The sequence below is a fragment of the Streptomyces sp. NPDC006925 genome, from assembly GCF_042869575.1.
Classification (GTDB): domain Bacteria; phylum Actinomycetota; class Actinomycetes; order Streptomycetales; family Streptomycetaceae; genus Streptomyces.
This window is the reverse complement of the sequence record NZ_JBIAGB010000023.1, coordinates 3,644-16,424: the sequence shown is the minus strand read 5'-3', so window position 1 is coordinate 16,424 and position 12,781 is coordinate 3,644. Positions and strand designations below refer to the sequence as shown.

Sequence of the window (12,781 nt, the reverse complement as noted above, 5' to 3'; positions counted from 1 at the left end):
CGTGGCCGGACAATCGCAGAAGACGAAGCCGGACGAGGGCGGCCCCTCTCCTCTCGATCAGCTTCGTGAACAGGTCCTGGAGTTCCTGGGGGCGATGGGCAAGCAGGCCGTCGGCAAAGTGACGGACAAGTTGGAGAGCGTGGCGGACGCAGACGGCGGCCTCGGCAAGCTGCTGCCGGGGAGTGAGGGCGGCGGTGCTCTCGCAGGCGCCGCGGAGGCCGCGGCCAAGGGCGAGAACCCGGTCAAGGCCGTAGTCAAGGAGAAGGCCAAGGGAGCCAAGGACAAGGCGGTGGGGAAGGCCAAGGAAGCGGTCGGTATGGACGGTGGCAGCAGCGAAGCAGGCGACCTGAAGGCCATCAACATCATCGAGCACGTGGACATCGGCCGGCCGCTCCGCGTCGTCTACAACCACTTCTCGCAGTTCGAGAACTTCGGCACCTTCACCAACGGCGTCAGCAACGTGTCGGTGGACGACGAGGACGAGACCACCACCGACTGGAAGGTCCGCGTCTGGCCGTCCACCCGAAGTTGGAAGGCCACCACTCTGGAGATGGTGCCGGACGAGCGGATCGTGTGGACGTCGGAAGGATCGAAGGGCACCACTCGCGGCGCGGTCAGCTTCCACTGGCTGGATGAGAAACTGACGCGGGTCACAGTGGTCGTGGAGTACTACCCGTCCGGCTTCTTCGAGAAGCTCGGCAACATCTGGCGGGCTCAGGGCCGCCGCCTTCGTCTCGACCTCAAGCACTTCCAGCGCTATGTCACTCTCCAGGCCGAAGAAGTGGAGGGCTGGCGGTGCGAGATCCGCGACGGCGAGGTCGTCCGCAGCCATGACGAAGTGGTGCAGGAGGAGCAGGAAGGGGAGGACGAAGGGCCCGCTGAGGGCGAGGAGAACGAGGAGAACGGCGAGGACGAGAACGGGGAGGACGAGAACGGCGAGGAGAACGAGAACGAGGAGGACAGCGAGGAGGAGGGCCGTCAGCGGTAGGGCCGGCCCTTTGCGCGCTCGCCACCGTTGGCCGGGGCCGGTCATGCGCCGGTGTCCGTCTTTCCGAGCCCCGGTCGCTCCGCAGGAGACCGGAACCGGGGGGTACTGGTGCAGGACAGGCCCGGGAACCGCCCCGGCCTGATACCGAGGCCTGCCTCGCGGCCCGGCGGACCCGCCGCGGGCGGCCGGTACCACGAGTCGCGCCCCACGGGTCCGCTGTCGGAGTGCGCATGCTCCTGGAGATCCCACTACAGCCGGGGAAGGGCCACAATGCATGCCGACAAGCTGGCGATCTATCTCAACGACCATCTGGCCGGCGCGACTTTCGGTACCGGACTCGCGCGTCGGATCGCCCGCCGGGGCCGGAACGGGGCGCACGGGGCCGAGTTGGAGCACCTGGCCGAACAGATCGCGGAAGACCGGAACTCCTTGCTGACGATCATGGGCGAGCTCGGCCTGCCCGTCCGCCGCTACAAGATCTACGGCGGCAGGGTGGCCGAGCTGCTGGAGCGCCTGAAGCCCAACGGCGTGCTGCACGGCCCCTCCGGGCTGAACAGCCTCATGGAACTGGAGACGTTGAGGCTGGGGGTCGAGGGGAAAGCCCTGCTCTGGCGCACCCTGTTGCGGACGGGGCAGCGGGAAGGCGCGCCGGACGAGGACCGGATCGGTCAGCTGCTCGAGCGAGCCCTGGAACAGATCGACACGCTCGAGGCGCTGCGCCTGGTCGCGGTCGAGGCGAACTTCTCCCAGGACGTGTACAGCACCGCACCGGGCAAGCGGTGACACGGCGGGAGGAGACCGGGCCGCCGGACAGCCCACGCCCATGTGCCGCAGAATTCCGCTGAAGGCAGGCGCCCGCCGCTCCCAGCGGCTGCGTCGCGCACTTCCCCGGCCACTGATCGGCCGCGCTCGACCGCTCCTGGTCCACAGCCGCGCCCTGTTGATCGGCGCTGCCGCGGTCGGCCCGCTGCTGTACGGGGAGACTCCGCGAGCCGGACACGCGCTGCGGCGCATCCGGATGGAGGGAGGGCCCTCGTGACCGTCCGTACCCCTCGCACCGGCCGCCGTTTGACGCTGACCACGGTGGACTCCAAGCTGGCAGAAGGGGGAGGGAAAGGAGCGTGCCGTGAGTGGTGCGCACGGTGAACTCGCCCGGCTGCTGACGACCGCTGAGGCGGCCGCGCCGGTGGAGGCGGTCGATGTGGTCGCCGAGGACCTGCGGCAGCGATTCCAAGCCTCCGAGGTCTCCTTCCTCATCGTGGATCTGACGGGCAGAGCCGTGGTGCGGCTGGCCCGCTCCGCTGCGGCGGGGGCCGGTTCCGCCGCAGCGGAGCGGATCATGCTCCGCGGAAGCCCCTATGAGCAGGTGATCCGTACGCAGCGGCTGTATCAGGAGGGGACCGGACAGGGACGGAGAGTCATCGTGCCGGTGACCAACCGCGGCGATGCGATCGGGGTGCTGGAACTCCGCCTTCCGGCCGGCGTGGACGAGCGGACCCTCCAGGAGGTCGGGGAAGCCGCCCATGCCTTGGCCTACATCGTCATCGCCAACGGACGCTTCACCGATGTCTACACCTGGGGCAAACGCACCAAGCCGCCCACGTTGGCGGCGGAGATCCAATACCAGTTGCTGCCCCCGTCCCTGTCGTGCGAAGCCGCGCAGTTCGCCCTGTGCGGGAACCTGGAACCCTCCGAAGATCTCAGCGGCGACACCTTCGACTTCTCCCTGGACCGTGACGCCCTGCACGTGTCGGTGACCGACACCATGGGGCACGATGTCGAGGCCGCTCTCGCCGCCACGGTTCTGGTGGGCGCCTTGCGCGGCGCCCGGCGGGCCGGAGCCGGCTTGGCCGATCAGGCCCGCCGGGCCGACGAAGCGCTCGCCGGGTACGGTCGTGGTCACGCCACCGGTCAACTGCTGCGTTTCGATCTCCGCAGCGGGCGGGCCCGGTTCGTGAACGCAGGCCATCCGTGGCCTCTGCGTATGCGGGACGGCACAGTGGAGGAAGTCACCTGCGAGGTGGACCACCCCTTCGGCCTCCAGATCTCCCCGTCCTGGGCCTACCGTGTCCAGGACCTCGAGATGCGCCCTGGCGACCGACTGCTCCTGCTCACCGACGGCATGCTGGAGCGGAACGCCGAGAGGGTGAATCTGGCCGCCGTGCTGGAGCGCACACGGGACCTGCATCCGCGGGAGATCACGATGGCTCTGACGACCACAGTTCTGCACGCGTGCGGCGGGCGGCTCGAAGACGACGCCACGGTGGTCTGCCTGGACTGGTACGGACCCTCCGAGACCCAGCGGTGTGTCAGCTCCGGCGCTGACACGCGGAAAGCCTCTCCGGAGCGCCGCCCGACACCGTAGGCCCCGACACCGTAGCCGGGATGCAGGACCCCGATGCAGGACCCCGGCCGGGAGCTCCTGCCGCAGGTCCGGTATCGAGGGGCCGTCTCTCACCGCCCCGGAGCGCCGGCACACCGGCGCACGGACGCGGGCGACCGGCGGTCGGCCGCGGATCCGGACGCGCTCAGACGGCCGGTGTGCGGGCGCCCCGCTACGCCGGCGGATCGTGCGACAGGCGGCGGCGCACCGCGCGGAAGACCGATGTCCGGTGCCGTGCCGCCCCCGGGTACCCCTCCTGCTCACCAGTGCCAGTCTGCTCACCAGAACCTCGAGAGCACGGCCGGTCGGCCTCCACCACGGAGGAGGCCTCGATGTCCGGGGCGGACGTTCATGGCGGCCGTTCCCGCTCGCGGCCGCGGAACGAGGACTTGCGCCTGTGTGAGGCCCGCCCGGCGGATTCGTCTCTGCTCCCGGAGCCGGAGCTCTTCTTCGTGGTCCGACCCTCGGCCCCCGAACCGCGGCCCGAGCTCCCGCCGGACTGTCCGCCCGTGGAACTCCTCACCGCACGCCCGGCCGCCCCAGCCGCCTCGGAGGCCGTGCCCCCCACCTCCCCTACCGCCTCACCGGCGCCTTCGCCGACGTCTTCCGCTGCTTTTCCGGCGCCTTCGCCGACGTCTTCCGCGGCCTTTCCGGCGCCTTTGCCGACGTCCTCGACGGCTCCGCCCGCGCCCTCGCCGACGTCCTCGACTGCCTTGCTCGCGCCCTTGCCGACGTCCTCCACGGCTCCGCCCGCGCCCTCCCCGACGTCCTCGACCGCCTTGCTCGCGCCCTTGCCGACGTCCTCGACGGCTTCGCCGGCACCCTCTCCCAGCTCGCCGACCGCCTTCCCGGCGCCGCTGCCCAGGCTCTCCGCCGCGGAGCCGACGCCGGAGGTGATCTGCTCCAGGATCTGGGGGTTGCGGTCGATGGTGGACAGCACCCTGCCCACGATCGCCGCGACGTTGTCGAGCCGGACCTTGAGCAGGGCCTGCGCCTCCACGCCCTTGATGTCCAGCTCGACGCGGCCGAGTGACACATCGGCGCCGACGTTGAGCTTGAGGAGGTCCAGGACTTCAGCTTGCAGCGAGACCCGGGCTTGCAGATCCTCGACCTGCAGATCGATCTCCTCGACCCGTAGCTGTGGTACGTCCAGCAGAACGTCCGGGTCGTCGGACCTGCCGACCGGCTGTGCCGACGGGGATTCCGCGAGTTCGCCTTCCAGAGGCTCTTCGTCCTCGTCCTCCTGGGTCCACTCCGCGTCAGTCGCTTCCTCGTCCTCACGCTCGCCGTCGTCGGAGGAGAGGTCACGCTCGTCCTCGTCCGTGTCCGGCTCAGCGTCGTTCTCGCCGCGCTCCCGCATGTCGCACCTCGGAGTGTCTACGCTGTATCCACTCATTTCACCCTAGAGGGGGCGCCCGGATTCCGCGCCCGGGAACGACCCTCAGTGCCGGCGGCACGGCACAGGTGCTGAAGGGCGTTCCGGGGCGCACGGCGGCTCGGGAAGAACCGCTTCGCGGACTACCTCTGCGCTCGTTCACAGGCTGCCGAAGAAGGCGCGTGCCGTCAGCCCGAGGCCGACAGCCACCACGAGTCCGGCCGTGAGCGCCGGGCCGCGTCGGCCGAGGTGGGTGACGACCCGGGAAGATGCCAGCCGGGAGAGGCGCTGTGAGCCGGTCAGCGCGTCGCGGAACTTCACCAGCGCGACACCCGCCGCGGTCAGGGTGAGCGCCATGCCGAGCCCATAGCCGAGCACGAGCAGCACTCCGAAGGCCGTACGTCCCAGCGCCACGGCCCCGAGCAGCACGACGAGCGCGGAGGGGCTGGGGACGAGTCCGCCCGCGATCCCGACACCGATCAGGCCGCGTCGGGCGTGGGTGCGGGCGGACGGGGGAGCGGCGCCGGGACGGGCCCGGGCCTCGGGCTCGGTGGCGTCCGGGGTGGGGGCCAGCACGGCGACACCGCCGTGCGCTTTCCCGTCGGCGTAAGGCTGCCCCGGGTGCGGGGGCCCGGGGGCGTGCTCGTGCCCCTGGCTGTGGCCGTGCCCATGCCCGTGCCCGTGCCCGTGTCCGTGCCCGTGCCCGTGTCCGTGCCCGTGCCCGTGCTCGTGCTCGTGTCCGTGCCCGTGCCCGTGCTCGTGCCCATGGCCGTGGCCGTGCCCATGGCTGTGGGAGTGACCGTGGAAGTGGCCGATGCCGTCGCCGCCGCCCCGCAACGCTCCTTGCAGCAGCGCCAGACCGATGCCGGTGACCAGCAGTCCGCTGGCGACTCCCAGCCATCCCAGCACCGACTCGCCCGCCAGACGGGTCGTCAGAGGAAGGGCGAAGCCGAGGACCAGGACTCCGGCGGTGTGGGTGAAGGTGACTGTCGCACCGACGGTCACCGCGTCCCGCACGCTGCCGCGCCGTCCGGCCAGATACGCCGCCATGATGGTCTTCCCGTGGCCGGGCATGGCCGCGTGCGACGCCCCGAGCACCAGGGAGAGGGCCAGCGCCAGCAGTCCCACCGGCAGGGTCAGGGTGTCGGCACCGACGAGGGAGTCGAAGAGGTCGGTGACCCGGGTCAGCGCCGCGGTCAGCGGCCCGGCGCCCGGCAGTTCGTAGGGGACGGCGGGAGCGCCGTCCCCGCCGGCGCCCGGTTCGGTCCGCAGCGTCGCCGAGCGCTGGTCGAGGGGGTCGGCGAGCAGGTCCGCCGGGTAGTGCCGCAGCTCGTCGGTCGCGGACGACGTCGGCAGCGGAGACGAGGACAGCCGCACGCCGCTGCCTTCGGCGGTCATCTCGTGCCAGCCGACGCTCTTTCCCACGAAGGAGTCGGTGACCTCGACCCGCGCGGGGGAGGAGAGGTCGGCCGGACCGGTGAGGTCGCAGTGCAGCCGGCTGGTCCGCAGCCCGGCCTGGCCGGGGTGGCGGGTGAAGGCGCTGCTGCGCACGCGCCAGTGGACTCCCCGGTCGTCGACCTGCGCGGTGACCTTCCGCGCCAGCTCGGCGCACTGTCGGCGGGCGTAGGCGGTTCGTTCGGCTTCGGAGGTCCGTCCGTCCGCGTCGGCGTCGACGGCCGGCAGCTCCTGGGCCGCCGCGATCTCGGCCCGGTCGACGACGGCCGTGACGTCGATCCGGTCGGGGAAGAGTGTGAACCCGGAGTAGTGGTTGACGGTGAAGTTGCCCAGCGGATGGGCCTGCGCCGTGGGCGCGCAGCCCACGAGCAGCAGCGTCGCCGAGGCGGTGCCGACCGCCGCCCGCGCGACGGTCGGTACGGGAATCCTGCGCCGCGTACGGCCGTTCATGCCTCGGCTCCGATCCTGGTGAGTGTCCGGCGTGCGGCCGGTGCGTGGAGCGGGTGGAAGTGCGGGTCGGTCCGCAGCGCCGCCCGCAGGTCGGTGCGTGCGGCCGCGCGGTCCCCGAGAGCGTGGTGGATCATGCCGCGGTGGTAGCGGTAGAGGGCGCTGCGGGTCCCCAGGCGCAGGGCCTGCTCGGCGTGCGAGAGCGCCTCGCGGTCGCGGCCCGCTCGATGCAGTGCCCAGGCGTAGGCATCGTGACTGGCGAGGAACGGGCGGCTGCGCACCGCCCGGCGCCCGAGCCCGACCGCGCGGTCGGCGTCGCCGTGGTCGGCCTCGAAGAGCACCGCCTCGGCGTCGTCCCGGACCCCGGCCTGCTGCAGAAGCCGCTCCTGGGCCCGGTACAGGGCGTATTGCCGACGTGCCTCCCCCAGGTGTCCCCGTGCCTGCTGGAGCTCGCCCAGCGCGATCACGTAGGCCGGTTGCGGTACGTGGGCGATGGCCTGCTCGAAGTCGTCCACGGCCGCGGTCGGCCGGCCGAGCGCGGTGCGGGCCCGTGCCCGCACTTCGAGGAGGTCGGGATTGTCCGGAACACTGCGCAGGCCCGCGTTCGCCTCCCGCAACGCGGTGGAGGGCGCACCGGATCGCAGGGCCAACCCGGCCAGGTGGTAGCGCGCGAAGGCCGTGTCCCCGGGGTCCGACGCCGCCTTCAGCGCCCGGCGCATCAGGGCACGTGCCCGGTCCGTCTCGCCGCGCAGCTCCCATGTGTAGGAGGCGCGGGCGAGCGAGGGAGTGCCCGGCTGGAGGTCGACCATCTTCTGGACGGCCTCGAAGGATTCGCGGTATCGGCCGAGTTGGGTGTACGCATCACCCAGCACTCCCCGGGCGGCCGCGTTGGCCGGATTGGTCCGCGCCGCACGGCGGGCCCACCGCAGTGCGTCGCGGAACTCGTGGCGGCTCGCCGCCAGCGCACCCAGCCCCACTTCCGCGGTGAAGTTGTCCCGCGGCTGCAGGTCCAGTGATCTGCGCAGCGACTTCTCGGCCTTCGGGTAGTAGGCGGGATCGGCCGTCGTCTTGGCCTGCTGCACGTACTCCAGCCCCAGCTCGGCCCATGCCCGGGGGTTCTTCCCGGTACGGCGGATCTGCTGCCGCAGCGCCTCGATCCGGCGCTGGGCGGTGTCCTCGGAGGAGGCGGCAGGGGCGCGTCCCCCGCCTGTGGGCGGGTCGGCCCGGTCCGGCGCGAGGCCCAGGGCGCCTGCCGCGAACAGCGCGGTTCCCAGGGCGAGGACGGCACCGGTTCTGCGCAGGTGTCGGCGCCGCGCTCGCCGCCCCGGGGCGTGCGGGGCGGGAGGGGCGCTGTCGGTGGGGCGGTGCGGCGGTGCGGCGGTCACGGAACCCCCGGAGGTCGGCTGTGGCGGGGTGGGGCAGAGGGGACGGACGGCCTGCGTGTCCCGGTCGGGTACCGGATGTCCGCAGGCCGTCCGTGGTGGGCGTTCGGGTCACGCGGTGGTGCGGTGCTCCCGTCCGGACCTGCGGCGCCGGAGGCGCAGACCGCCGGCACCCAGCAGCAGTGCGCCGAGCGCGGCGAGCCCGGCCGGGGCGGCCGCTTCCTGCGGCACGCCCAGGAAGCCCGCCCGGTCGCCCTCTGCGGCGGACTGCCGTGCTCCGCCACCGGAACCGGCTTCGTTCACGCTCTTGGTGTGCGGCAGCGCCACGTAGGGGAAGGTCTTTCCGAAGGCGCGATCGTTCGCATCCACCTGGTCGCCGTCGGCCAGCGCCTCGACCAGCTTGCCCGTCTGGGCTGCGCCTTCGACCGCCTGCAGGGAGATGTCGACCACGTCGTCCGTCAGCCTCCTGCCGTTGGGGAAGCCCGCCAGGTCTCCGCCCAGCACCCCGAGGCGGTCGGGCTTTCCGGCCGGGGCGACGCCCATGTTCAGTCGCAGCTCTTCCGCGGGGACGATCCGGTCCCGGTCGGCGTCCTTGTTGAGGCGGTGGGCGTTGAGGTCCGCCTTGATGGGGCCGCACGCCTTGCAGATGCCGGTCAGATAGATCTCCGCCAGGTCGTCCCGCGGGGTCTTGGGCGCGGGGACGCCGTAGACCTTCTCGATGGTCTTGGGCAGGATCGGGTCGTAGACCTTGTCGACGACCGGCTGCACGGTGCGGTCCTGGTCGGGGGAGATGCTGTTGAAGGCGTCCTTGTACTTGCGGGGCACCACCACCTCGTTGACCAGGGGGTTGCCCAGCCGGGAGACCTGGCGCCAGCGGTGGTGCCGCTTTGCCTCCCGGCCCTCGAGGACGCCGGCTCCCTTGCGGTCGGTGGTGGACCACACGCCGATGACGGGGTTGCGCCCGGCGTCGCCTTCCAGTGCCAGGTGCTTCTTGGGCACCTGGACGGCGAGCGTGTTGACGTTGTAGCCGGCCAGCGTGTCCTTGCCCCGCTCGCTCAGGTCCCCGCCGTAGAGCAGGTCGAAGACGCGGAGGTCGAGGAAGAAGGAGTCGTCGGCCTGGCCGCTGAACGCCTTGCCGCCGCCCGGCAGTCGGCGTACGGACTGGTCGCGGAGTTTGCCGTAGTCCGGCATCGAGGCGGGTCCCACGCGGGACGGAGCCACGGGCGCGTCGTGCAGCAGGGTGCGGGTGCGGCCGTCGGCGCGGGTGACGCGCAGGTCGTAGGTCTGCTTGAACAGCAGGTCCGGGTCGTCGAAGCCGGTGACGACGCCCTTGTTGTACAGGAACTGGCTGCCGGCGTTCTTGGTGCGGTTCCGGAAGGTCCAGGTGTACGTGGTGTCCGGGCGGCCGTCGCCGTCACTGTCGATTTTGATGTGGTAGCGGGCGTCCTCGGCGAACGGGTAGAAGTTCGGCCCGCCGTTCGGTTCCTCGAAGGGGATCCAGTTGGCGACCAGCGTGACGGTGTCGGGCTTGTCCGGGCTGGTGAACGCGTAGACGTCCGTGTTGTCCGCACGGGGGTCGCCCGAGATGAGCGGGGCCTCCCGGTGGCTGGACGCCGCGCTGGTGCCCGGCGCCAGTCCGGTCACGGCGGCGGCGGTCGCCAGGATTCCGACGCCTGTCGTGACCAGGGCGCGGTCGAACGCCTTGCCGTCGGGCAGGCGGAACCTGCGGGTGGATGAACGGTTTCTCATGGGGTCCTTCCGGTCGGCCGCCGGCATCGGGTCGAAGGCGTGACTGCTGCCGGCTGATCAGCCCGGTCAGTACCTCGGTCACGGCGATCCGCTGGGCGGAGAGAAGTCCGCGGAGCCGATCGGCGCATCGCCTTTCTCCTGTTCTCCGCAGGGCAAGCAGAAGTAAAGCACTGAATTTCGCAATCACCGGTAATTCGGTTCCCGTGTGTATCCGGAGGCCTGGGGTACGGCGTCCTGTGGAGTGTGATTGTGGGCGTGGCATACCTGTTGCACATGGGTTGCAAGAGAATTGCAGGCGGAGAAGCATTCGCAGGTCGGCGAGGGCGTGGCGGGGGTGTGCGGCAAACTCCCGGGCTCCGCTCCGGGGGTGCACGGCGGGCGGAGATGTCAACGGGGAGGGGCGCGGTCACTGCTTTCGGGTGATATGTGGCGGCCCGGCCCATCCGGTGGCTTCATTGCCCCGAATCGGGGGTGACGGGCAGTTCGGCCGGTCCGGGCGGCGCCGAAGGGCTCCGCGACTGTGACAGGAGGTGGGTGTCGTGCGGGGTGTCCCGGGTGCGGCGCCGCTCGGAGCGGCCCCGTGGCGCTCGGAGCGGGGTGCGGCGCTTCGAAGACCTGACGAAAACCTCACAGGAGAGCAATAAATATATTGGCTCATGCAAATCAATGGAGTTCGATATAGCTGTAACGACGATATGTGAACAGGAGATCTCGGCGGCCTCGGCCCTGCGGCGGGCTGCGCATTTTTCATGCGTGGAAATATGCGCTGGAAACCAATGTGCTTGAAGTTGATCAGCGGAAAGTCGACCCCCCGCATCGGGCGCGGAACCGGTGCGCGCGGGCGGCCGCACCACCCCGGGCCTGCGGGACGCGGGGCCGCGGCCCGTCGGGCGCGGGTGACCGTGCCCGGGGCGGCGGGTGCCGACGGCGGCTGCCGCGCCCCTCGTTCGCCGCAGGGCGTGGAGGAGCCCCGGCCCGTCGTCGGCGTCCCGCCGGTCAGTAGTCCTGCGAGGACGCCAGGTGCGCCGCCTCCGGACTGCCGCCCACCCGGCGGAGATGAACGTGCCGGCCGAGCCGGATGACCGGGCGGACGAGGAGCTCGACGCTCCCGATGAGGAAGCACCAGGTGCCCGGCACGGTCCACGCCTCGGAGAAGAACATCACGCTGCCGACGATGAACCAGAGGGCGATGAGGATGTCGTTGACGATGCTCGCGGTGGCGTACCGCCGGCGGATCACCAGCTCCTCGTGGCCGATCTGCACGGTCAGCGGACGCGAGGACGTCTCCCGGCGCGGCGGCCGGGGCGCGCCCGCGAGCCGGTGCGGGCCGGGATCGCCGCCGTCGGCAGAGGCGGTCGTGGACGTGGACGCGGTCGTGGACGCGGATTCGGACACCTGCGGGAACCTCCTGGAACGGGACGGCCGGACGTCGTCGGACACCCCGGCAACCGCGCACCGCTCGCGCGGGAGGATGCTGACGACCCTCTGCGCCCGTACCCGGCACCCCGCTGCCTGAACATGGCGACCGCCGCTGTCCGGCGCGCGGCACGGGCCCGGCGGAGGAGTTCCGCTGCTGTTCCCCTCGCGTACAGGTTGCGGGCCCGGGCGGCTGGCACGCTCTTGCGGGTCCGCCTCGCCGGTGACCGGCGAGGCGGCACAGGAAATCCTCGTCCTCTCAAGGCTGGGCATGTCAACTGATGAAGTTTCCGCGGGCCCGGTGACCCCGCCCGCGAGTCCGGTGGTTCCTCCCGCGGATCCGGCGGCCGGCACCGTCGTCACCGAGGCCGCACCCGCCGGGCCGGCCGCCTCCGGGCAGGCGCCGCGGGTGCGCCGCGAACACCGCTTCGACATCGACCTGCTGCGGGTGATCTGCGCCTGCGCGGTCATCACCGGGCACGTCGGCGGCGAGTGCATGCTGGCGGTCGGCAAGAGCGCGGAGAACGGCCGGGCCGTCTACTGGACGGGCCTCTTCCTGGACTCGGTGACCAGCTGGGCCGTTCCGATGTACTTCGCGATCGCCGGCTGGGCGGTGCTGGTGGGGGCGCCGCCGCGGAACGGCGGGACGCTGCGCAAGCGTTCGCTGCGCATGATCATCCCGGTGGGCATCTGGTCGGCGGTCTACCTGCTGTGGGGACGGCTGCGGGACACCAACGGCGGACCGACCTCGAAGCTGGCGCTGGACGCCCTCTTCGGCACCGTCCAGCCGGCCTTCCACCTCTGGTACTTCTACGCCCACGTGCCGCTCATCCTGATCCTGGGCTTCGTGATGCTGCTCAAGGCGGGCCAGCGCCCCTGGGGCGTGGTGGCCGCACTCGTGGTGATCTCGGCGGGCCCCACGGCCTTCAGCGATCTGGCCCGGCTCACCGGCTGGGACGTGCCGCACTTCGGCTGGCAGGTCGGCAGCTACTCGCTCGTCTACGCCGTGCTCGGAGCGCTGCTGCTCAGCCTGCCCGCCACCCGGCGCAGGCACCGCGGCTGGTGGCTCGCGGGCGCCGTGGCAGCCCTGGGCCTGGTGCTCTGGTCGCAGGACCGCATCCACTTCGTGATCCCCAACGCCAGCGTCTTCGTCGCCGCGCTCAGCGTCTGCGTACTGTTCGCAGCCAACGGAGTGCGGATCCCGGAGCGGATGCGTCCGACGCTGACCAAGCTGACGGACGCCGGGCTGGGGGCGTTCATGTTCCATGTGCTGCTGCTGAAGACGATCTCGCCCGCGTTCGTCTCCGCCGACCGCGGATGGCTGGGCGCGGCGGGGGCCGCGGCCGCGCTGACGGTCGTCACGGTGGTGCCGTCCTTCGGCCTGAGCATGCTGTGGGGGCGGTTCAAGCTGAGGCGCTACCTCGGGTAGCCAGGTGCCACCGGGCAACCGCCGGGCGCGATCCGACGGAGGGAGGGGGGGGGGGGGGGGGGGGGGGGGGGGGGCCGGGCCGGCCCCGCGCCCCGCCCCCCCCCCGCGCCCCGGGGGGGGCGGCGGGGGGGAGACCGGGGGGGGGCTGAAGGAGGCG

At 71.7% G+C, this 12,781-nt stretch carries 9 protein-coding genes; 4 read left to right on the top strand and 5 right to left on the bottom strand.

Annotation, left to right across the window (positions count from 1 at the left end; genetic code table 11):
- Nucleotide 1: 1 nt before the first annotated feature.
- The 3 genes from ACFYNS_RS25185 (at nt 2) to ACFYNS_RS25175 (ending at nt 3,353) form a co-directional block, all read left to right on the top strand.
- Nucleotides 2-988 carry an SRPBCC family protein gene (locus ACFYNS_RS25185; RefSeq protein WP_360294349.1) on the top strand — a complete coding sequence of 329 codons (987 nt, stop codon included), beginning with the start codon at nt 2-4 and terminating at the stop codon, nt 986-988.
- Between the two features lie 270 nt (nt 989-1,258).
- Nucleotides 1,259-1,771 carry a hypothetical protein gene (locus ACFYNS_RS25180; RefSeq protein WP_360294346.1) on the top strand — a complete coding sequence of 171 codons (513 nt, stop codon included), beginning with the start codon at nt 1,259-1,261 and terminating at the stop codon, nt 1,769-1,771.
- 343 nt (nt 1,772-2,114) lie between these two features.
- On the top strand, nt 2,115-3,353 hold the full coding sequence (locus ACFYNS_RS25175) for a PP2C family protein-serine/threonine phosphatase (RefSeq protein ID WP_360294343.1): 1,239 nt from the start codon (nt 2,115-2,117) through the stop codon (nt 3,351-3,353).
- A 367-nt stretch (nt 3,354-3,720) separates the two neighbouring features.
- Here ACFYNS_RS25175 and ACFYNS_RS25170 read toward each other — a convergent pair whose 3' ends face one another.
- The 5 genes from ACFYNS_RS25170 to ACFYNS_RS25150 all read right to left on the bottom strand — a co-directional run bounded on the left by ACFYNS_RS25170 (nt 3,721) and on the right by ACFYNS_RS25150 (nt 11,174).
- Nucleotides 3,721-4,731, bottom strand: coding sequence for a hypothetical protein (locus tag ACFYNS_RS25170; protein WP_388605211.1), 1,011 nt, complete (start codon nt 4,729-4,731; stop codon nt 3,721-3,723).
- Nucleotides 4,732-4,905: 174 nt separating this feature from the next.
- The gene (locus tag ACFYNS_RS25165; RefSeq protein ID WP_388605209.1) at nt 4,906-6,651 is read right to left on the bottom strand and encodes a nickel/cobalt transporter; all 1,746 of its coding nucleotides are present in this window, start codon (nt 6,649-6,651) and stop codon (nt 4,906-4,908) included.
- Nucleotides 6,648-8,033, bottom strand: coding sequence for a tetratricopeptide repeat protein (locus ACFYNS_RS25160; protein ID WP_360294334.1), 1,386 nt, complete (start codon nt 8,031-8,033; stop codon nt 6,648-6,650). Before ACFYNS_RS25160 ends, ACFYNS_RS25165 begins: the two co-directional genes overlap by 4 nt.
- Before the next feature lie 108 nt (nt 8,034-8,141).
- Nucleotides 8,142-9,779, bottom strand: a complete 1,638-nt coding sequence (locus ACFYNS_RS25155) for a DUF4331 domain-containing protein (protein ID WP_360294331.1) — start codon at nt 9,777-9,779, stop codon at nt 8,142-8,144.
- Between the two features lie 996 nt (nt 9,780-10,775).
- Complete coding sequence (locus ACFYNS_RS25150; RefSeq protein WP_360294329.1) at nt 10,776-11,174, bottom strand: YrhK family protein; 399 nt, start codon at nt 11,172-11,174, stop codon at nt 10,776-10,778.
- A 292-nt stretch (nt 11,175-11,466) separates the two neighbouring features.
- Here ACFYNS_RS25150 and ACFYNS_RS25145 point away from each other — a divergent pair, with 292 nt between their 5' ends.
- Nucleotides 11,467-12,624 (top strand): acyltransferase, encoded by a 1,158-nt coding sequence (locus ACFYNS_RS25145; RefSeq protein ID WP_360294326.1) that lies wholly within the window; start codon nt 11,467-11,469, stop codon nt 12,622-12,624.
- Nucleotides 12,625-12,781 lie beyond the last annotated feature (157 nt).

What these genes read in the sequence shown, in the direction of transcription:
- ACFYNS_RS25165 (WP_388605209.1), bottom strand. Translation starts at nt 6,651, where the DNA reads ATGAACGGCCGTACGCGGCGCAGGATTCCCGTACCGACCGTCGCGCGG.
- ACFYNS_RS25155 (WP_360294331.1), bottom strand. Translation starts at nt 9,779, where the DNA reads ATGAGAAACCGTTCATCCACCCGCAGGTTCCGCCTGCCCGACGGCAAG.
- ACFYNS_RS25170 (WP_388605211.1), bottom strand. Translation starts at nt 4,731, where the DNA reads ATGCGGGAGCGCGGCGAGAACGACGCTGAGCCGGACACGGACGAGGAC.
- ACFYNS_RS25145 (WP_360294326.1), top strand. Translation starts at nt 11,467, where the DNA reads ATGTCAACTGATGAAGTTTCCGCGGGCCCGGTGACCCCGCCCGCGAGT.
- ACFYNS_RS25180 (WP_360294346.1), top strand. Translation starts at nt 1,259, where the DNA reads ATGCATGCCGACAAGCTGGCGATCTATCTCAACGACCATCTGGCCGGC.